This is a genomic window from Desulfovibrio intestinalis (assembly GCF_014202345.1).
Taxonomy (GTDB): domain Bacteria; phylum Desulfobacterota; class Desulfovibrionia; order Desulfovibrionales; family Desulfovibrionaceae; genus Desulfovibrio; species Desulfovibrio intestinalis.
The window spans coordinates 79,814-99,224 of the sequence record NZ_JACHGO010000001.1 but is presented as its reverse complement, the minus strand read 5'-3'; the positions used below and the strand labels follow the sequence as shown (position 1 = coordinate 99,224).

Genomic DNA, 19,411 nt, shown 5'->3' with positions numbered 1-19,411 from the left:
CCCTACTTGAATTACCATAGCTCACAAGGTATTATGCAATGTCATACAAGCAAATATCATATTTTTCGGTGCGGAGGGACAGTGTACAACCTGCTGAAATGCGTAAAAACCCGTCTGATCGCCGTATGGGCATTGGGTGAAGCTTTCCGGCAATCTCCTCCGGCCGAACGCTGGTATTCCTGCCTGTTCTGGTCCTTCTGGATGACGCTGGCCACTTTTCCCATGGGCTATGCCCTTCGCGACATAATGCCCCTGGTCTGTCTGCTTTTTCTTGGCCTCTACTACCGCCATAACTGGCAAAAAAGCGTGCTGCGGCGGCTTGGGGCCTGGCCTCTGTTCGTTTGCTTGGGGGTTATGGTTGTTATTGGAGTTGTCTTTTCCAACAATATCGGCTCATCACTGTTGCACGCTGCCTCTGGTCTTAACAAGGGCTTCATTCTGCCCTTTATCGCCATGGAATGCGTCCGTAATGAAAAGGACCTGCACCGCCTGGCGTGGGCCGCTATTTTGGCCGTATTCTGGCAAGGCCTGGACGGCGTATGGCAGGCTCTGACCGGCAAAGATTTTATTATGGGTTACCCGATGTCCAGTGGCCGCCTCACAGGCAGCTTTGACACCTATGAGGTGGGTAACTACATCGCCCTGGCTCTGATTCCCGCCTTCAGTCTGTGGTGCATCTTGCGCCAGAGTTTTTCGCGCCTGCCCTCACTGTTGCTCTGTGCAGCAACCCTATGGCCCGCTTTTTTTCTTCTTGCAGGCGCTGGCAGCCGCAGTGGCGCGCTGGCCATTGCAGCCGCCTTTGGCCTGTGGTTTTTGCTGGCAAGTTCTTCAGCCCGCTGGAAAAGCATACTCTTCGCTGCTGTGGCCTTGCTTTTGATTCTTCTGTCCCAAGGACGCGCCCGCATGGACGCGGTGGTAGATGACGGCAGGTGGAGCTTGTGGAAGCTGGGTTGGCGCGTTTTTCTTGAACACCCATGGCTCGGTTCCGGTGCCGGCCAGTACAACACTGCTTTCCGTTCCCTTGGCCTCACACCGGAAAAAGATCTCATTACCATAAGCCATCCGCACAACCTCTACCTCGATATGTTGTACGCGCACGGCCTGATTGGTTTTATCTTCGGCATGATTTTTCTACTGGGCTTTTGCTGGTGGGGCTATCAACGCATCCGGCCGCGCCTTTTGGCCGAGCGCGCTTCTGGAAAAACGAGTATCTACTGGCATGTAACTGCATGGTTCTGGATAGGATTTGTGGCATGGCTGTGCAACGGCATTTTCGGGCATGATTTCTATCGTACTTGGTGGCTGGCCCTTGCCATGGCGCACATGGGTGTCATGATCGGCGCTGTCGTCAATGGCCCCAAAGGTGATGAAGCCACCCGGCATGCCGCTCAAGGATATTGCGGACCAGCTGAAAACAACATGCGGGCGCAACCATTTTCCTAGAATGAAGAGCGGTGAGCCGCTGTAGCAAAAGAGATAACAGGGCCAGAACGTAACGTTCCGGCCCTGTTTTATTCAGTCAGCTTGAGGCGTCTTGCCAAAGCGCTCCTGCTACCGACGAGCACGGCTGGTAGCATGCTGCCACTTTCACAGGGGCTGGCAGTTTCAACATGAACTGCCCCACCGTATCAGATTCACCCAGCCCATAGCCAGCACTACAGACATCACGAAAAAAAGAGCAATTGTCAGCCGCGCAACGGCAGACCATATTCAAAAAAATACCGAAAATTTCTGCCAGAAAGCAGACGAAACTATTCTCCGGCAAACTCGTCAGCAACGGGCGGCGCTCCCGCGCTGGCGTTTCTGTTAGCGCGCAGCAGGGCCATGGCCTCATCCTTGGTGATGATGCGGCCCTTACAGCGGGCGTTCTGAAGCCCGTTTTCGGGACAGTACCCCATCTGCACGCAGTTGGGGCCCGCGCCAGCAAAAAGATCGGGAGCTGCCTTGCGGCACAGCCGCAACATCTGCCATGCGAGGTGCCTGATCTCATACTGCGCGTTGCGGCAACAGCGTATGGAAAACCAGTCCAGCAGCGCATGGGCGTTCATGCCCACGATGGCTTTGAATTCTGTGGCCTGGGGCTTCAAATAGCGCAAATCTTCTTCAGGCAGCCCGGCATCAAGTCCCGCGTCATACCACTGACGTCCCAGATCGGCCAGATCACGCCCGCTCAGATTGACGCTTCCCCCGCCAGGCAAGTTCACCTGAGCCGTAAATTCCGCCGCTTTCTGCGGATACACTACAGAATAGCGACGCTTTCCGCCCAATTCTGCCCTGCCTGATTTGATCAGATAAGAAGCCAGACGCTTGCGCACCAGCTGCGTTTCGGTAACGCGCGAATATCCCTCAAGCCCGAAGATAAAAAAATCAAATTCCAGAGCAGCCCTGTGCCCGGAAGACAAAATGTTCTCTACTATTTTTTTCGAGTAAGGCGAGGCCACGATGTCTTCAAGGTCACGCTCACTCCGCACAAAGCGGGCCGCTATGTCCGTATAGACTTTCCCACCGCCGGCCAGCAATACCACCCTGCCGTTACCTGTAAATTTTTCGTCCAACATTACAACTCCTTGGCGCGCAGTGGCGCTGACCTAAGCAGCATATGCGAAACCTCGCCATGCAGCAAGATGAGCTACCAAAATCACAAACCGCATGCCTTTGGGATGAAAGGCCCAAGCATACGCGAACCACCCATATCTTGACACAACAGGGCCAAAAAGCCAGAGTGAGAACCGTTTTCCAGCACCTACGCATTTCAGGTTTGCCATGCCCGCAACTGACCTTTATCTGACCGGGCACTGTACGGCGGCCCTGCCACAATTCGCGGCAGCGTGGCGTGCGAGACGCACCCCCAAAGTACCTATTGAGTTTATCAGCAAGGAGATCATATGAGCCAGCATTCCGCCCCCAATAACAAGCCGGACAGCAACGGTTTTTTCGGCGCTTACGGCGGCCAGTTTGTTCCTGAATCCGTTAAAGCCCGCCTGGAAGAACTGGCTGCGGCAATGGAGGCGGCCCTGGCCGATCCCGATTTCTTGCGTGAACTGGACGACCTCTTTCTCCATTATACAGGACGGCCAAGTCCGGTCTTTCACTGTGCCAACCTGAGCCGCAAACTTGGCGGCGCGCAGATTTGGCTCAAGCGTGAAGATCTCAACCACCTTGGCGCGCACAAGATCAATAACACCCTTGGGCAATGCCTGCTGGCCAAACGCATGGGCAAAACCCGTGTCATTGCTGAAACCGGCGCCGGGCAGCACGGCGTAGCCACGGCGGCCACGGCGGCTCTTATGGGCCTCAAGTGCACTATCTGCATGGGTGAAGTGGACATGGAGCGCCAGCGCCTCAACGTCATTCGCATGCGTATGCTTGGAGCCGAAGTGGTGGCCGCCACGTCGGGACAGCGCACCCTCAAGGAAGCCGTGGACGAAGCTCTGGGGCTGTGGGTGGCTGATGATGAAATGTTCTATGTGCTTGGCTCTGCCGTGGGACCGCACCCCTATCCCTATATGGTACGCCAGTTCCAGGCCATAGTGGGCAGCGAAGCCCGTGCCCAGATGCTTGAAGCCTGCGGTCGCCTGCCTGATGCAACCCTGGCCTGCGTGGGCGGCGGCTCCAATGCAATAGGCATTTTTTCCGGCTTTTTGAATGACGCCAACGTACGCCTTATCGGCGTGGAACCGGGCGGACATGGCAACGAGTACGGGCAACACGCCGCATCTCTCTGCCTGGGTGAACCGGGCGTGCTGCACGGCTTCAATTCATACATGCTCAAGGATGAAAAGGGTGAAGCCGGAGCCGTGTACTCCATTTCAGCCGGGCTGGACTACCCCTCTGTGGGGCCTGAGCACTCCATGCTCAAAGACGCGGGCCGTGCTGAATATGTCAGCATCACTGACAAGGAAGCTCTGGAGGCATTCTTCGCGCTGTCCCGTCATGAAGGCATTATTCCGGCTCTGGAGTCTTCACACGCGCTGGCACATGCTATGAAAATGGCTCCTGCCATGCCCGCTGACGCCATTCTGCTGGTCAACCTGTCTGGCCGTGGCGATAAAGATGTGGCGCAAGTGGCTGAGATGATGGAAAAAGGCGAAATATAAGGCCTAGCCATTAAGGATATTTGCCGAAACGTAAAAGCCCCCGTCTTTTGACGGGGGCTTTGTGGTCCTTTTGGCGGGCACACGCCGGAGGTCCAAGAACTGGCGTAGATTGCCTTATTATATGCTTTTCGCGGGTGAGCGCCAGCACGCCTGACAAGACAGACATACGGCGCGGGCTGCATCAGAACTGGCGTTCCTGGTCAGTACCCGCTGATTCAGAACAAAATCCCTAAATAACTTCATTCAGGGCAGAAAGCTGTTCCTGCGCCCTGAATTTCTGTTGCAACATAATAGGCAGAGCTTCGGGGTCAGCCGGATCATATTCAAACATGACCGCGGTGCCGAAGCAGGAAAAGTATTTGCTGCCGTCCGGATGGAAGGCCACATTTTCGCTGTACCCAACAATGGCTTGCGCGCCTTTATTCATGGCACGTCCGGCCATGCCAAAAAAAGCTTCTTCAGAGTCAAAACCCCGGCAGCAGACAAGGCCCAAGACCTTGGCAATGCGTCGTCCTTCGACCTGATGCGTAGTCACCACGGGAAAACGCCCAGCCAGAAAAACCTCACGCACACGAGATGTGGCATCTGATACGCGTGCCTGTTTTTCGGCTTTGCGAGCCTTTTTTTCCTGACCGCCCAGTAAGAAGAACATGCCTGACCTCCAAAAGCAAAGGGATGGACAGCGCTGAGCGCCATCATATGCCAAGCAATTGCAAAGGGCTTGCCAATAATTTTTTTAGTTATAATTCAAGTATGTTATAAAAATATTCCTGCTTTTGGTCAAAGCCTTGACGCCCGCACCAGCACAACCGGCAAGCCTTGTGCTGCTCCGTCACAACGCGTTCCCTCATCCTCACACTTTCGGCACGGGCACACTCTCTTGAAGGTGCAGAACAAAGCCTTTCAGCTTCGTGAGGTTCTATACAACAGTAAAACCCGCCAATTGGCGGGTTTTACTGTTGTATACTGCTGTCCGGCGTTATTGCGCAGGTTGCTTTTTACCCTCTGCTTCATTCTTCTCCGGGCGCAAGATGCGGCAGATAGGCTGGGCTGTTGCCCGGCCGGAGAATATTTCCTCTGCGGTGGCGTCCAGAGCCTGAGGCAGAACCTCATCCACATGATCCACAAAAACAATCTCAAGATCTTTCAATACCTCGTCGGGCACTTCCTTGAGATCCTTTTCATTGTCGCGGGGCATGAGCACTTTTTTAATGCCGCTGCGGCGGGCCGCCAGCAATTTTTCACGCAGGCCGCCAATGGGCAGCACACGCCCGCGCAGGGATATTTCACCCGTCATGGCCACATCATTACGCACAGGTATGCCAAGCAGCGCCGAGGTAATGGAGGTCGCCAGGGTGATGCCAGCCGAAGGGCCGTCCTTGGGCGTTGCTCCTGAAGGCACATGAACGTGAATGTCCACCTTGCGGTAGAAGCGGGGGTCAAGCCCAAGCACTTCAGCCCGTGAGCGAACGTAGGAAAGTGCGGCCTTGGCCGATTCTGTCATGACTTCACCCAGTTTGCCCGTGGTGACCACCTGACCGGAACCGGCCATAAGGGTGGTTTCCACCAGCAGGATTTCACCACCGCGCTGGTTATAGGCAAGCCCGGCGCACACACCGATCTGGGGTTCTGCTTCTCGCTCGTCATGACGGTATTTTTTGACGCCAAGTGTAGAAGCCAGACTTTGGCGCGAAATATTCACGCACTTGTCCAAATTATCCTCTTCCACAAGCTTGATGGCAGTTTTGCGGCACAAAGCGGCAATTTCGCGCTCAAGGTTGCGTACGCCGGCTTCACGGGTATAGGAGCGGATAACTTCAAGAATGGCATTGTCCGACACGCGGATATTGCTTTCCTTGAGACCGTGCTCCTCGATCTGGCGAGGCAAGAGAAAATGCCGTGCTATGTGACGTTTTTCTGTCTCAAGGTAGCTGTTAAGTTCAATGATCTCCATGCGGTCCAGCAGGGGCACGGGAATGCTGTGCAGCGAGTTGGCCGTGGTGATGAAGAGGATCTTGGACAGGTCGTATTCCAGATCCAGATAGTGGTCCATAAAGGTATGGTTCTGTTCCGGGTCCAGCACTTCCAGCAGGGCCGAGGACGGATCCCCCCGGTAGTCGGAGGTCATCTTGTCTACTTCATCCAGGCAGAACAGCGGGTTGTTATACTTCACCCTTTTGAGGGACTGAATGATCTTGCCCGGCAACGCGCCCACATAGGTACGGCGATGACCGCGAATCTCAGCCTCGTCGCGCACACCGCCCAAAGACAGGCGCACAAAATCGCGCCCGGTGGCCTTGGCTACAGATTTGGCCAAAGAAGTTTTGCCAACACCGGGAGGCCCGACAAAACAAAGGATAGGCCCTTTGAGGCCCTGCGAAAGTTTTTGCACGGCCAGATACTCAAGAATGCGTTCCTTGGGCTTTTCCAGCCCATAGTGGTCGCCGTCCAGAATACTGCGTGCTTTTTCAATATCAATATCAATCTGCTTCAGATCATTCCAGGGCAGATCAAGAATCCAGTCCACATAGTTGCGCACAACCGTGTACTCGGCAGCCGAGGGCGGCATACTGCGCAGTTTTTTGGCTTCCGAAAGAGCCTTTTGACGTGCCTCTTCGGGCATGTCGCGGGCTTTCAGTTTCTGTTCAAGCTCATCCACCTCGGCCAGGGGGTCGTCGTCGCGCCCCATTTCCTTGTTGATGGCCTTGATCTGCTCATTAAGATAATATTCGCGCTGATTGCGCTCCATCTGAACCTTGACGCGGTTCTTGATGCGCTTTTCTACTGAAGCCAACGCCACTTCACCGTGCAGCATTTCGTAGGCCAATTCCAGGCGCTCGGTCACGTCATCCATCTCAAGGGCTTCCTGCTTCTTGCGGTAGTCCACCTTGAGGTTGGGGATGATGGCGTCGGCCAGCGGGCCGGAATCGTGCAAAGCCATCATGGAAAGCACAGATTCCTGCGAAAGCTTTTTATTGTTCTTTGAAAAATCTTCCAGAGCCTCATGTACGGCACGCACCAGGGCTTCCCTTTCATCAGAGCGGCTCTGGTGTTCACTGCGGCGGCTTACCCGCACCACGGCGCACTGCTCATCTTCGCGCAAGTCTTCCCAGTTGGCGCGGTACATGCCCTCAAAGAGCACCTTGATGGTGCCGTCGGGCAGGCGCAACATCTGAAGGACCTTGCTCACAACGCCCACGGGGGCAAGATCGGAGGCTTCGGGTTTTTCCAGCTCCGGTTCGCGCTGGGCTACCAGAAAGATCTGTTTGCTGTAGCTGGACTGCGCAGCTTCTATGGCCTTGATCGAGGCTTCGCGCCCCACAAAGAGCGGCATGATGGAACGCGGAAACATGACCACCTCGCGCAGAGGCATGATGGGCAAATCCACGTATTTAACAGTACCGCGTTCGGATTCAGTCATAGTTTTCCCCTGAAAGACCAGATGGAGCCGCTTTGATGCGGCGTATACGCTTGGGAGATTAGAGCAGTTTTATCTGTAATGGTAAACTGCTCTGCGCGAATTGAAAAATTCGCGCAGAGCGTTTATTGCCGGGGCAGCGTTGTTCCGCCACTCCCGCTAAAACATATCACCAAGCCCAGGACAGGCTTTAGGCGGAATCTCCACTCGCCTGCGCCTGCCCGCCCTTCGCGGTCGAGTTCTCGCCTGCTTCGCCGAACAGCAGCACAGGGTCCTTGCCTTTATCAATAACAGCCTGATTGATGAGGCACTCGCGCACATTGGGCATGGAAGGCAGCTTGAACATGATATCCAGCATGGTGCGTTCCATCACGTTGCGCAAACCCCGCGCCCCGGTCTTGCGCTCAATGGCCTTGACCGCAATAGCCTTGAGGGCATTGGGCGTAAAGCGCAGGGTCACGTCTTCGAAGCCGAAAAGCTTCTGGTACTGGCGCACCAGGGCGTTCTTGGGCTCGGTGAGAATACGTACCAGATCTGCTTCGTCCAGTTCGTCCACATGCGTGATGATGGGTATGCGGCCTACAAATTCGGGGATAAGGCCAAACTTCACCAGATCCTGCGGATGAATTCTGTCCAGCAATTCACTCAGGGGCATTTCTTTGCTGGCGCGCACTTTTGCGCCAAAGCCCATGGCCCCGCCGCTCATGCGCGATTCAACGATCTTGTCCAGGCCCACAAAAGCTCCGCCCACGATGAACAGAATATTACTCGTGTCCATGCGGATGAATTCCTGCTGCGGGTGCTTGCGGCCCCCCTTGGGAGGAATGTTGGCTTCGGTGCCTTCAATAATTTTCAGCAAAGCCTGCTGCACACCCTCGCCCGACACGTCGCGGGTGATGGAGGGGCCGTCGCCCTTGCGTGAAATCTTGTCGATTTCGTCAACGTAGATGATGCCCTTGCTGGCGGCTTCCAGGTCATAATCTGCATTTTGCAGCAGCTGAACCAGAATGTTTTCCACATCTTCGCCAACATACCCGGCTTCCGTCAGGGTTGTGGCGTCGGCAATGGCAAAGGGCACGCGCAGCACGCGGGCCAGGGTTTTGGCCAGCAAGGTTTTGCCGCTGCCCGAAGGGCCAACCAGCAGGATATTGCTTTTTTCAAGCTCAACGTCATCGTCACCCGTAGCGTTTGCGTAGAACACACGCTTGTAATGGTTGTGCACGGCCACTGAAAGAATTTTTTTGGCCTCGTGCTGACCAATGACGTACTGGTCAAGCCTGTCTTTTATTTCTTGAGGTGAAAGCAGACGCTCGTCGCCCTCGGTGTTTTCCACCTGGTCGCGGGCGATGATGTCGTTGCAGGCCTTTACGCACCTGTCGCAGATGCTGGCACCGTCCTGCACGATAAGGTTGCGTACCTCAAGCTCGCTGCGCCCGCAAAAGGAGCACGCCAAAGGTTCGCTGACCGTGGGTTTGTCGTTCTTGGCCATATTTATTCACTCTTTTCCTGAGCCATTTCATGGCGCGAAGTCAGTACGCGGTCGATGATGCCCAGCTCTCTGGCTTCTTCAGGAGTCAAAAAGTTATCTCGTTCGGTCGCCTTGACGATGTCCTTGAAGGGGCGTCCGGTGTTTTCGGCAAGCATGCGGTTGAGGCGTTCTTTGAGGCGCAACACCTCGCGGGCATGAATTTCAATATCCGTAGCCTGCCCCTGATACCCTGCCGAAGGCTGGTGAATCATGATCTGGCTGTTGGGCAGCGCATAACGCATACCCGGCTTGCCCGCTGCCAGCAGGAAAGCGCCCATGCTGGCGGCCCGCCCCATGCACACCGTGGAAACAGGCGCGGAAATAAAGCGCATGGTGTCATAAATGGCAAGACCGGCCGTTACAGAGCCGCCGGGAGAATTGATGTAAAGATAGATTTCCTTTTCAGGATCCTGAGACTCAAGGAAAAGCAGCTGGGCGCAGATGAGCGAGGCCACGGTGTCGTTGACCTCGGAACCCAGAAGAACGATACGGTCCTTGAGCAGGCGCGAGTAAATATCATAGGCGCGTTCAGAACGGCCAGTGGTTTCGATAACCATAGGAACTAGCGACATGTGAGCCTCACTACATGACCCAAATGGGCCGGATATGGCGGCCCAGAGAGTATCCGGGCCGCAAAAAAAGCAAAAGGCGGCCTTAGGGGCCGCCTTCCCTTAATCTTATTTGCCTTCCTTGTCGCCGGGCTGGGCGCTGGCGCCCGGCGCGGCTTCGCCCTCAGCCCCGGCTTCGGGAGCTTTGGGTTCCACTTCCTTCACGTTGGCCTTGGCGTAAATGAGATCCATGGCCTTGTCAGCCAGCATGCGGTCACGCAGAACAAAGATCATGCCGGAGCGCTCATACTGTTCGCGCAGCGACTTGAAATCTTCTCCAGTGCGCATGGCAAGCTGGTAAATCTGGGTGTTGACTTCCTGATCGGTGACGTCCAGGCCTTCTTTCTTGGCGATGGAAAGAAGCAGAACCTGCGAACGGGCCAACTCGTCGGCCTGGGGCTGCATTTCTTTGCGCAGCTCTTCCATGCTCTTGCCCAGGCTTTCCAGGCTGCGGCCCTGGCGTTCAAGACGCGCAGCCATATCGCCCAGCAGCGTGTTCATCTGAACTTCCACAAGGCTGGGGGGCAATTCAAATTCCACCATTTTCAGCAGGGCGTCCAGCAGTGTCTTCTGCGCCACGCTCTTGTTCAGATTGCCGCGGCTCTGGGTGTAGCTGTTGCCGATGGTTTCCTTCAGCTTTTCCACGCTTTCAAGACCAAGGGTCTTGGCAAGTTCGTCGTCGAGCTCGGGCAGCTTGCGTTCCTTGATGGCATGAACCTTGACCTTCATGGTCACAGTTTTACCAGCCAGATCCTTGGCAAGAAAATCTTCAGGGAAGCGGATTTCGCCCTCGCCTTCTTCACCGTATTTCACGGTCTTGACCAGAGCTTCAAAGTCTTCCAGAGCCTGACGCTCGCCAAGGGCCAGGTCAAAGCTTTCAGCTTTTACGCCTTCAACAGGTTCGCCGTTTTCAAACGCGGCAAAGTCAACAGTGGCGATCTGGCCGTCAACAGCAGGGCCCGCGCCATCTACAGGCACGAGCTGGGCGCGGTCGCGCAGAATGCGGTCCAGCACTTCCTGCACTTCTTTCTGGTCAACCTCGACCTTTTCCTGCTCCACGTCCATACCTTCATAAGGAGGCAGGGTAAAAGCGGGCAGAACTTCAAACTCAATGGTATAGGCAAAGCCCTTGCCGCGCTCAAAGGAGTCCGGCGTATCCACATCAAGGCCGGAAAGAGGCATAACGTCAAGCTTCTGCATCACATCATTGATATGCACATTGATGAGGTCCTGACGGGCTTCTTCATAAATTTTGTCGCGGAAGCGCTGCTCGATAACCGAGGCCGGAACCTTGCCCTTACGGAAACCATCAACCTGCACGGAGGTTTTGTACAGGGCGACTGCGCCCATAATGGCGGCTTCGACTTCCTGGGGTTCCGTGGTGATGACGACCTTTTTTCTTACGGGCGAAATGTCTTCAGCGCTATATTCCACGTGGGGCTCCTTTTCTGGGTGGGCGTGATGGTGCGAGAGGGGGGAGTTGAACCCCCATACCTATGGTGCTGGATTCTAAGTCCAGTGCGTCTACCAATTCCGCCACTCTCGCAAAGCGTGTTTCCATAGCACACTTGCGCTCGGCCCGCAAGCCAGGACATGGTCAACCATAGCTGCTGGCAGCACGGCGGCAAAAAACGGAACGGGCAACAAAACCGCAACTCTTCTAAACTAACACCGCAAAAGCCAATGGCAACCAGCAAGTCTAAAAAAACAGTAATAAACCCGCCAAGCCTTGCCATCAGGCAAAAATAGCACGCTGCCGTAACCACTGCCGCACGGACAGTTTCAAGCAGCGTATATTCCGATAATTTATTGCTTCAGGCAGCCTATCGTAAGACCAGCGCCCTTCCGTCTGAACGGGCTTCGGCTACTTCGCCAACCAGACAGGCCAAATCGCCGCCAGCCAGCAACATTCGCCGGGCTTCTTCAACCTGATGGGGATGAACAGACAGAAGCAGCCCGCCAGATGTTTGCGCATCAAAAGCCAGACTTTCAACGGCCTCATCCACACCCTCTTCTACCAGGGTTGAACAAGCGCAGTGCTTTCGGTTCAGATGACTGCCCGCTGGTATGAGGCCGTCGCGTGCATACTCGAGGGCGCGCGGCAACAGCGGTAAGGCTTCTGCATGAAGAACAACGCAAACGCCGGAAGCAACAGCCATTTCAAGCGTATGTCCCCCAAGACCAAAGCCCGTGATATCAGTGGCCGCAGTAAGTTTTAGCGTACGAATAACCTCGCCACCCACCTTGTTCAAACGTGAACACCACCGGGTGATCTCTGCCTCACTTTCGTCGGCTCCGTCCCAGCGTGCTTTTACGCCTGTGGCCAGCACCCCCGTTCCCAAGGGCTTGGTCAACAAAAGCTGTTGTCCTTTTTCAAGACCGTCATTTCGGGCCATATGCGAGGAATCGATAATCCCTGTCACAGCAAGACCGTACTTGAGTTCGTCATCCTGAACCGTATGGCCCCCAGCCAGCACCGCTCCTGCTTCATTCATGGCATCCAGGCCACCACGCAAGATGGCGGCAAGAATCCCCTGGGGATCATCCTCGGCCAGAGCCTGTGGGAAAAAGGCCACATTCATGGCGCTCCACGGCTCACCGCCCATGGCGTATACGTCCGAAAGGGCGTTGGCCGCAGCAATGCGCCCAAAGCTGAAGGCATCATTTACAATGGGCGCAAGAATGTCCACCGTCTGTACAAGAGCGTACCCAGGCGGAACTGTTAAGACAACAGCATCTTCGTTGCGGGCACGGCCAGCCAGCACACGGGATTCAAGGTCAGGCCGGGTGTCGGAGGGCAGGCCGCGCAAAAGTCGCTCCAGGGCCCCTGGAGCAAGTTTTGCCGCTCAGCCAGCAGCGCGGGCTTTTTCCAAAAGCTTCATGCGCGTCTCCTCACAAAAAAATTAGATGAACCCAAGGCCTTGTTATAGTATGCGCTCTTGTCAGCCAAAGGTCAAAAGTCAGTTCAAAGCAATGCAGCATTGTCATACGAAACGTACAATTACTATATCTGTATTTGACAATTCCATCCAGACAAATGAATCTGTCTTTATAGCAGTCCAGGCATCCAAAGAGTATGCATATGACAAGACACTAACAGTCAGAACAATATTACAAGCAAGAAATTACATACATTTTTACACTTAAAGCAACGCTTTAAAGGAGGACAATTATGAACATTGATAGCCAAACGATATTGGTGACCGGTGCCAATGGGGGCATTGGGAGAGCACTGGTCAAGACGTTTCTGGCAGCGGGCGCAAAAAAAATCTATGCCTGCGCGCGAAACACTGATTCTCTCAGCCCCTTGTTGCAAGATGATCGGGTCTGCTCGGTTGAACTTGATGTCTGCAATTTCGCCAGCGTCGCCAATGCTGCCGCCTTGTGCGGAGATGTCACAATACTTGTAAACAACGCAGGCACTGGCGGAGGCGGTTTGCTGGGGTCTCAGGAAAACGCGAGAAGAGAGATGGAGGTCAACTACTTTGGTACACACGCAATGTGCACCGCCTTTGCACCGATTCTTGGCAAGAACGGAGGTGGATGCATTGTAAACATCATTTCCGTCATTGGCCTTGTAAATATGCCTTCCATCGGCACATACTGTGCTTCAAAAGCGGCTCTGCATTCCCTGACGCAGGGACTAAGAGGCGTTTTGGCCGCACAAAAAACTAAGGTCGTAGGTGTTTATCCTGGCCCGGTTGATACCCGCATGGCAGACGGGGTCGCTATGCCCAAGGCCAGCCCCGAGTCAGTGGCTGAAGAGATTCTGACAGGTTTGCAGGCAGAACTTGATGAGATTTATCCAGACGAATTTGCCAAAAATATTCAAAAGGAGTTGGCCTCCAGCCCCAAGGACGTCGAGCGGCAACTGGCGAACTATTAGCAATGTTTTAAGTATTAAACTTTAAAAAGGTTTCAATGCTTACCGTCGCACGAGAATGCAGCACGACGAACACGCCGTTGATTCAAGTGAAAATTGCATCTTAATAGACTGACAAGACAAAATGACAAATGCGGAATGCCAACTTTGGAATGTTTCATATTTCAAGGTTGATCTCTTCCGAAAAAACAAAGGGGGCGCAGTGCGCCCCCTTCGAATATACCTATAGACCCAGAAAGTGCTTACCTAGTTGGCTTCGCCTTCTTCCTTGGCGGATTCAGCCGTAGCTTCGTCTGCCTTGGGCTTGCGAGCACGCTTGGGTTTGGCCGCAGCTTCATCAGCAACCTTGGCAGCAGGAGCAGCCTTAGGAGCTTCAGTGGCAGCGGCTTCGCTGCTGCGGGTCAATTCAATAAAAGCCATAGGGGCGTTATCGCCCTTACGGGGCATGGCCAATTTGAGAATACGGGTGTAACCGCCGGGCACGCCAGCGAAAACAGGACCGATTTCATCAAACAGACGCTTGACCAGGGCATGATCATTAAGCACACGGTAGGCCTGACGACGGGCGTGCAGGTCGTTGCGCTTGGCAAGGGTGATCAGGGGCTCAACAACTCGGCGAAGCTCCTTAGCCTTGATTTCCGTGGTGCAGATTTTGCCGTGGATCAGCAGCGCCTTGGCGAGATTGTGCAACAGCGCCTTACGGTGCGCAGGAGTACGCGAAAGTTTCCTGCCGGAATTGCTATGCCTCATTTTGCTGCTTCCTTTTCCATTCCTGATATTTCTTGTCGAAAGAGTCGACCTTGATGCCGAAGTCGAGGCCCATGCTCAAAAGCATACTCTTGATTTCGTCCAGCGATTTGCGGCCGAAATTCTTGGTCTTGAGCATTTCAGCTTCCGTACGCTGCACCAGTTCACCCACAAGCGCTATATTGGCGCTACGCAAACAGTTGGTGGCACGAACGGAAAGCTCAAGATCGTCAATGCTTTTGAAAAGATGCTCATTGACTTCGCCGCTTTCGCCGCTGCCATTGCGCATGTCGCCTGATACACGTTCATCAAAGTTGATGAATACGGATATCTGATCCTTAATGATCTTGGCGCTGTAAGCAATGGCATCTTCAGGCGTAAGGGAGCCATCAGTCCACACTTCCAACAGAAGACGGTCATAGTTGGTCATCTGGCCAACGCGGGCCTGCTCCACCGTGTACGCAACTTTGCGAACAGGGGAAAAGCTGGAATCCAGCTTGATGACACCGATTTCTTCGGTCAGACCTTCGTGCATGTCCGCAGGCTCGTAGCCCTTGCCCATGCGGGCCTCCAACTCCATCTCCAGCACGACGTCCTCGGTGAGGGTCGCTATGTGCAAATCAGGGTTAAGTACTTCAACGTGCTGATTGGCCATAATGTCGGCAGCGGTCACCGCGCCCTTGCGTTCAACCCGAAGGGTCAGACGCTGGGGCTCTTCCGTGTCCATACGCAGCCGCACCTGCTTGAGGTTCAGAATGACATCAGTGATGTCTTCCTGAACGCCATGAATGCTGCTGAATTCGTGCTGAACACCGATGATTTTTACCGACACAAAGGCCGCCCCCTGAAGGGAGGCCAGAAGGACGCGGCGCATGGCATTACCAATGGTGGTGCCATAGCCCCTTTCCAGAGGTTCACAGACAAACTTGCCGTGTGTGCCGCTGGCGGTCTCTTCTTCGCGCATGATCTGATCAGGCTTAACAAGCTCCGACCAGTTGCGCGCATTGATAAGGCGTTCGCCCTGTTTAATAAGCATGCGAACCCCCGGTTATTTCGAGTAAAGTTCGACGATAAGCTGCTCGTTGACGGGGAACTGGATGTCGTCACGCTGCGGCATGGCCTTGACTGTGCCTTTGAAGGCAGCGCCGTCGGCTTCAAGCCAGGCGGGGCAGCCACGGCGGGCAATAACTTCCTGGGCTTCTGCAAGCACGGGAATCTTGCGATTCTTTTCAGGCACTTCAATGCTGTCGCCCACACGCACCTGCAAGGAAGGAATGTCCACCTTGCGGCCGTTGAGGGTGAACACGCCGTGACGCACGAGCTGGCGGGCCTGGTTGCGCGAGTTGGCAAAGCCAAGACGGAAAACAACGTTATCCAGGCGGCGTTCAAGAATCACAAGCAGGTTGGTACCAGTGACACCCTTCTGCATATCGGCTTTAACAAAGTACCCGTGAAACTGGCGTTCCAGGATACCGTAAATACGGCGCGTCTTCTGCTTTTCACGCAGCTGAACGGCGTATTCGCTCACCTTCTTGCGGGCACGGCCATGCTGGCCGGGAGCGTAGGGGCGGCGATCATAAGCGCATTTGTCGGTGAAGCAGCGGTCGCCCTTCAAAAAGAGCTTGCAGCCTTCGCGGCGACACATGCGGCACTTTGCTTCAGTATATTTGGCCATTTATTAATCCTCTTACGTTACAGGCACGACCCAGGCGGGCCGACTAGACGCGGCGGCGCTTGGGCGGCCGGCAGCCATTGTGCGGAATGGGCGTGACATCACGAATGAAGGCAACCTTCAAGCCAGCGGCCGAAATGGCGCGCATGGCAGCTTCACGGCCGGAGCCGGGGCCTTTCACATAGATGCCAACTGTACGCATGCCGTTGTCCTGCGCCTTGCGGGCGGCCGTTTCAGCAGCAACCTGGGCTGCGAAAGGCGTGGACTTACGTGAGCCCTTAAAGCCGCTCTGGCCCGAAGATGCCCAGGAAACGGCGTTTCCGCGCGTATCCGTAAAGGTAATAATGGTATTATTAAACGAAGCCTGAATATGGGCTATGCCCACCGGCACGTTTTTCTTTTCCTTTTTCTTGACCGCTTTTTTGGGTCTGGCCATATCTATCCCTCTGGATGGAGCTTGTCAGATTTATGCTCCGCGCACGGCGGAAAATCCGTTCGTCCTCACGGCAGCACGAATGCTGCGTCCGCTTTACAAACTGCGACAAGCGCAGCCCGCACGCCTACTTCTTCTTGCCCACTGCACCACGGCGGGGTCCCTTGCGGGTACGCGCATTGGTGTGCGTGCGCTGGCCGTGCACGGGCAGGCCGCGACGATGACGAAGGCCGCGGTAGCAGCCAATGTCCATAAGACGTTTAATGTTACCGGACACTTCACGGCGAAGATCGCCTTCCACCTTGTAGTGCTGTTCGAGTTCCTTACGGATCTCGTTCACTTCGTCAGCGGAGAGGTCGTCAATACCACGCTCCCAGTTGACTCCGGTGGTGTCCAGAATTTTCATGGCCGTTGCGCGGCCAATGCCATAAATATAGGTGAGCGCAATGTCCACCCTTTTGCCTCGCGGCAAATCAACACCTGCTATTCTCGCCACAATACGTCTCCTGCCCTAGCCCTGGCGCTGTTTGTGCCGGGGGTTTTCGCAGATAACTCGAAGCACTCCCTTGCGCCGGATAACCTTACACTTGGGGCATATTTTCTTGACGGAAGGTCTTACTTTCATTCCATTTCTCCAATAAGAGCCTTAGCTTTGACAAATAAAGTCTCCGGCAACCGGCACATGCCGCACAGACGGCAGACCGACGTCCTCTTAAAAAAGAGGACATGAACGGAGATGATTATCTGGCTTTATGTGTTCTGTCAACCTTCAATGGTGTGCCGGTTGAGTCCACGGTCCGAGATGCTGAGGATTTGCGGTCCGGACGGAGTAATGGCCACACTGTGCTCAAAATGCGCGGCCCATTGGCCGTCTCGAGTTACCGCAGTCCACTGATCGTCAAGGATGTCGACTTCGTAGGTGCCTATGGTCACCATAGGTTCAATCGCAATGACCATACCATTTTGCAGGGTCAGGCCGCGCATTCCTGGCCGAAAGTTTGGCACTTCCGGCTTTTCATGCATTTTGGCGCCAACGCCATGCCCCACAAAACGCCTAACCACTCCGAACCCGGCTGCTTCCACATAATCCTGCACAGCGGCGCCAATGTTATACACATCATTGCCAGCCCGTGCCTGCTCAATGCCGACGTAGAGGCTTTCCTCAGTAATCCGCATGAGCTTGCGGGCTTCGTCACTCACCTTGCCTACAGGGAAGGTGCGCGCGGCGTCGCCCACAAAGCCTTCAAAGACTACACCCATATCCACACTGACAATATCCCCTTCCTCAAGCAGCCGCGTGGAGGGGAAGCCGTGCACCACCTGCTCGTTAACCGAGCAGCACAGTGCAAAAGGATAGCCGCAGTAGCCCAAAAAGGCTGGTTTTACCTTGTAATCAGCGCACATGTCGCGCGCCAATTCTTCAAGGCGCATGGTTGGAAGGCCCGGAGCCACCATGTCGCCCACGGCATCAAGAACATTGGCAACCATACGGTTGGCTTCACGCAGGCAGCCGATCTCACGATCGTTCTTGATGTACGCGCCTTGATACTTCTTCATACCAAATCCCCTGTCGGTCTACAGTCGGCCGCTTTTACGAGCCTTGGCCATAAGGCCCTGGTACTGACTTGAGATCATGTGAGATTCCACCTGATTCATGAAGTCCATCGCTACACCCACAAGAATCAGCAAGCTCGTGCCGCCAAAGAAGAACGGAACGTTGAAGTTGCTGATAAGCAGCATGGGCAGAAGGCAAACCAGTGAAATATAGGTGGCCCCCGAAAGGGTCAACCGCGTGAGCACAGTATCAATGTACTCTTGCGTCTTGTCGCCGGGACGAATTCCGGGAATAAACCCGCCGTTCTTCTTGAGATTCTCCGCCATATCCTTGGGATCAAAAATAATGGCAGTGTAGAAGTAACAGAAGAAGAACATGAGGCCCACGTAAAGCACGTTGTAGGCAATACCGTGGGGCGAAAAGAGCTCCGCCGCATGCTTCACATATTCATTGCTGGAGAACTGGCCAATGGTGGCCGGGAAAAGCAGCAGAGAAGATGCGAAAATGGGGGGAATAACGCCCGCAGTGTTAAGACGCAAAGGCAGGTGAGAATTCTGCCCACCGTACATTTTGCGACCAACCTGACGCTTGGCATAACTGATAGGTATGCGGCGCTGCGCCCTTTCAACAAAAACAATGACTACAAGCACAGCGGCCATGAAGACCACAATGACGGCAGCCATGAAAATGCTCATGTCCCCAGCCTGGATAAGCGCCAGAGACTGGATGATGCCACGCGGGATACCAACCACAATACCGCAGAAAATGATGAGCGATATGCCGTTACCAATGCCGCGTTCAGTAATCTGTTCACCGAGCCACATGACCAGTACCGAACCAGCAGTAAACGTGGTCATGGTGACCATGCGGAACTGCCAGCCGGGATTGAGCACGATGGAAGTTCCCGCAGGGCTCGTCATATTTTCAAGCCCCACAGCGATACCCAATCCCTGCACCAGGGCGATAAGCACGGTGAGGTAGCGGGTGTACTGGGTGAGCTTGCGACGCCCGGCCTGTCCTTCTTCCTTGGCCATACGCTTCACGTCAGGGCTGATAACCTGGAGCAGCTGCATAATGATGCTACCCGAGATATACGGCATGACGCCCAGAGCAAAGACGGAAACGTTGGACAGACCGCCTCCGGAAAACATGTCAAAAAGGCTGAACAGCGTCCCCTGCATACTTTGGAAAAAGGATGCGAGAGCGGCGGCGTCCACACCCGGAATGGGCACATGCACACCGATGCGGTAGCAGCACAAAATCAGGAAGGTCCAGCCAAGCCTTTTAACAAGCGAAGGCTGACCTGCCATTGTATTTGCCGTTCCTACTGCCATGTAAGACTCTTTGCGTTTATGCGCCGATGGCGCAGTATGTGCATAGCCACACTGTTCTCCGCAAAACGGGAACAGTGCGGCAAATGCCTGGCACTAACAGTATCTCGCCCTGAAAGCGCGTGCTGGAAGCCGAAGC

18 protein-coding genes and 1 tRNA gene are annotated in these 19,411 nt (G+C 54.7%); 3 read left to right on the top strand and 16 right to left on the bottom strand.

Going from position 1 to position 19,411, the window contains the following annotated elements; genetic code table 11:
* Positions 1 to 81 precede the first annotated feature (81 nt).
* Complete coding sequence (locus HNQ38_RS00475) at positions 82 to 1,443, top strand: O-antigen ligase family protein (RefSeq protein WP_343060062.1); 1,362 nt, start codon at positions 82 to 84, stop codon at positions 1,441 to 1,443.
* A gap of 308 nt (positions 1,444 to 1,751) precedes the next feature.
* Here HNQ38_RS00475 and HNQ38_RS00470 read toward each other — a convergent pair whose 3' ends face one another.
* Positions 1,752 to 2,558, bottom strand: coding sequence for an FAD-dependent thymidylate synthase (locus HNQ38_RS00470; protein ID WP_183717212.1), 807 nt, complete (start codon positions 2,556 to 2,558; stop codon positions 1,752 to 1,754).
* 327 nt (positions 2,559 to 2,885) lie between these two features.
* On the opposite strand from HNQ38_RS00470, the gene trpB reads away from it, so the two are divergent.
* Complete coding sequence (trpB, locus tag HNQ38_RS00465; RefSeq protein ID WP_183717210.1) at positions 2,886 to 4,097, top strand: tryptophan synthase subunit beta; 1,212 nt, start codon at positions 2,886 to 2,888, stop codon at positions 4,095 to 4,097.
* Positions 4,098 to 4,326: 229 nt separating this feature from the next.
* On the opposite strand, the gene HNQ38_RS00460 is transcribed toward trpB, so the two are convergent.
* The 7 genes from HNQ38_RS00460 to selD form a co-directional block, all read right to left on the bottom strand.
* Positions 4,327 to 4,749 carry a YbjQ family protein gene (locus tag HNQ38_RS00460; protein WP_183717208.1) on the bottom strand — a complete coding sequence of 141 codons (423 nt, stop codon included), beginning with the start codon at positions 4,747 to 4,749 and terminating at the stop codon, positions 4,327 to 4,329.
* Positions 4,750 to 5,076: 327 nt separating this feature from the next.
* Positions 5,077 to 7,518 (bottom strand): endopeptidase La, encoded by a 2,442-nt coding sequence (gene lon, locus HNQ38_RS00455; protein WP_183717206.1) that lies wholly within the window; start codon positions 7,516 to 7,518, stop codon positions 5,077 to 5,079.
* 187 nt (positions 7,519 to 7,705) lie between these two features.
* A complete protein-coding gene (gene clpX, locus HNQ38_RS00450) occupies positions 7,706 to 9,004 on the bottom strand; it encodes an ATP-dependent Clp protease ATP-binding subunit ClpX (RefSeq protein WP_183717204.1) in 1,299 nt (432 codons plus the stop codon).
* Between the two features lie 2 nt (positions 9,005 to 9,006).
* Positions 9,007 to 9,615, bottom strand: a complete 609-nt coding sequence (gene clpP, locus HNQ38_RS00445; RefSeq protein WP_183717202.1) for an ATP-dependent Clp endopeptidase proteolytic subunit ClpP — start codon at positions 9,613 to 9,615, stop codon at positions 9,007 to 9,009.
* A gap of 105 nt (positions 9,616 to 9,720) precedes the next feature.
* Entirely contained in the window at positions 9,721 to 11,085 is a 1,365-nt protein-coding gene (tig, locus tag HNQ38_RS00440) for a trigger factor (protein ID WP_183717200.1), read from the bottom strand.
* Between the two features lie 28 nt (positions 11,086 to 11,113).
* Positions 11,114 to 11,197: transfer RNA gene (locus HNQ38_RS00435), tRNA-Leu, on the bottom strand.
* Between the two features lie 277 nt (positions 11,198 to 11,474).
* The gene (selD, locus tag HNQ38_RS00430) at positions 11,475 to 12,533 is read right to left on the bottom strand and encodes a selenide, water dikinase SelD (RefSeq protein ID WP_183717198.1); all 1,059 of its coding nucleotides are present in this window, start codon (positions 12,531 to 12,533) and stop codon (positions 11,475 to 11,477) included.
* 290 nt (positions 12,534 to 12,823) lie between these two features.
* Between selD and HNQ38_RS00425 the strand changes: the two genes are divergently transcribed.
* Positions 12,824 to 13,537 (top strand): SDR family oxidoreductase, encoded by a 714-nt coding sequence (locus HNQ38_RS00425; RefSeq protein ID WP_183717196.1) that lies wholly within the window; start codon positions 12,824 to 12,826, stop codon positions 13,535 to 13,537.
* 243 nt (positions 13,538 to 13,780) lie between these two features.
* Here HNQ38_RS00425 and rplQ read toward each other — a convergent pair whose 3' ends face one another.
* The 8 genes from rplQ to secY all read right to left on the bottom strand — a co-directional run bounded on the left by rplQ (position 13,781) and on the right by secY (position 19,275).
* Positions 13,781 to 14,284, bottom strand: coding sequence for a 50S ribosomal protein L17 (gene rplQ / locus HNQ38_RS00420; protein ID WP_183717194.1), 504 nt, complete (start codon positions 14,282 to 14,284; stop codon positions 13,781 to 13,783).
* Positions 14,274 to 15,317: a DNA-directed RNA polymerase subunit alpha gene (locus HNQ38_RS00415; protein ID WP_183717192.1), complete on the bottom strand. Its 1,044-nt coding sequence runs from the start codon at positions 15,315 to 15,317 to the stop codon at positions 14,274 to 14,276. The genes rplQ and HNQ38_RS00415 overlap by 11 nt, the downstream gene beginning before the upstream one ends.
* 12 nt (positions 15,318 to 15,329) lie before the next feature.
* Complete coding sequence (rpsD, locus tag HNQ38_RS00410; protein WP_183717189.1) at positions 15,330 to 15,956, bottom strand: 30S ribosomal protein S4; 627 nt, start codon at positions 15,954 to 15,956, stop codon at positions 15,330 to 15,332.
* 43 nt (positions 15,957 to 15,999) lie between these two features.
* Positions 16,000 to 16,389, bottom strand: coding sequence for a 30S ribosomal protein S11 (rpsK, locus tag HNQ38_RS00405; RefSeq protein ID WP_183717181.1), 390 nt, complete (start codon positions 16,387 to 16,389; stop codon positions 16,000 to 16,002).
* 124 nt (positions 16,390 to 16,513) lie between these two features.
* Positions 16,514 to 16,882 (bottom strand): 30S ribosomal protein S13, encoded by a 369-nt coding sequence (gene rpsM, locus HNQ38_RS00400; RefSeq protein ID WP_183717179.1) that lies wholly within the window; start codon positions 16,880 to 16,882, stop codon positions 16,514 to 16,516.
* A 15-nt stretch (positions 16,883 to 16,897) separates the two neighbouring features.
* The gene (gene rpmJ / locus HNQ38_RS00395) at positions 16,898 to 17,011 is read right to left on the bottom strand and encodes a 50S ribosomal protein L36 (RefSeq protein WP_005027799.1); all 114 of its coding nucleotides are present in this window, start codon (positions 17,009 to 17,011) and stop codon (positions 16,898 to 16,900) included.
* A gap of 137 nt (positions 17,012 to 17,148) precedes the next feature.
* Positions 17,149 to 17,943 carry a type I methionyl aminopeptidase gene (map, locus tag HNQ38_RS00390; protein ID WP_183717177.1) on the bottom strand — a complete coding sequence of 265 codons (795 nt, stop codon included), beginning with the start codon at positions 17,941 to 17,943 and terminating at the stop codon, positions 17,149 to 17,151.
* A gap of 18 nt (positions 17,944 to 17,961) precedes the next feature.
* The gene (gene secY / locus HNQ38_RS00385; protein ID WP_183717175.1) at positions 17,962 to 19,275 is read right to left on the bottom strand and encodes a preprotein translocase subunit SecY; all 1,314 of its coding nucleotides are present in this window, start codon (positions 19,273 to 19,275) and stop codon (positions 17,962 to 17,964) included.
* Positions 19,276 to 19,411: the final 136 nt, after the last annotated feature.

Excerpts from the sequence above, each read along its gene's own strand:
- HNQ38_RS00470 (WP_183717212.1), bottom strand. The coding sequence starts at position 2,558 with ATGTTGGACGAAAAATTTACAGGTAACGGCAGGGTGGTATTGCTGGCC.
- trpB (WP_183717210.1), top strand. The coding sequence starts at position 2,886 with ATGAGCCAGCATTCCGCCCCCAATAACAAGCCGGACAGCAACGGTTTT.
- HNQ38_RS00460 (WP_183717208.1), bottom strand. The coding sequence starts at position 4,749 with ATGTTCTTCTTACTGGGCGGTCAGGAAAAAAAGGCTCGCAAAGCCGAA.
- lon (WP_183717206.1), bottom strand. The coding sequence starts at position 7,518 with ATGACTGAATCCGAACGCGGTACTGTTAAATACGTGGATTTGCCCATC.
- clpX (WP_183717204.1), bottom strand. The coding sequence starts at position 9,004 with ATGGCCAAGAACGACAAACCCACGGTCAGCGAACCTTTGGCGTGCTCC.
- clpP (WP_183717202.1), bottom strand. The coding sequence starts at position 9,615 with ATGTCGCTAGTTCCTATGGTTATCGAAACCACTGGCCGTTCTGAACGC.
- HNQ38_RS00425 (WP_183717196.1), top strand. The coding sequence starts at position 12,824 with ATGAACATTGATAGCCAAACGATATTGGTGACCGGTGCCAATGGGGGC.
- rplQ (WP_183717194.1), bottom strand. The coding sequence starts at position 14,284 with ATGAGGCATAGCAATTCCGGCAGGAAACTTTCGCGTACTCCTGCGCAC.
- HNQ38_RS00415 (WP_183717192.1), bottom strand. The coding sequence starts at position 15,317 with ATGCTTATTAAACAGGGCGAACGCCTTATCAATGCGCGCAACTGGTCG.
- rpsD (WP_183717189.1), bottom strand. The coding sequence starts at position 15,956 with ATGGCCAAATATACTGAAGCAAAGTGCCGCATGTGTCGCCGCGAAGGC.
- rpsK (WP_183717181.1), bottom strand. The coding sequence starts at position 16,389 with ATGGCCAGACCCAAAAAAGCGGTCAAGAAAAAGGAAAAGAAAAACGTG.
- rpmJ (WP_005027799.1), bottom strand. The coding sequence starts at position 17,011 with ATGAAAGTAAGACCTTCCGTCAAGAAAATATGCCCCAAGTGTAAGGTT.
- map (WP_183717177.1), bottom strand. The coding sequence starts at position 17,943 with ATGAAGAAGTATCAAGGCGCGTACATCAAGAACGATCGTGAGATCGGC.
- secY (WP_183717175.1), bottom strand. The coding sequence starts at position 19,275 with ATGGCAGTAGGAACGGCAAATACAATGGCAGGTCAGCCTTCGCTTGTT.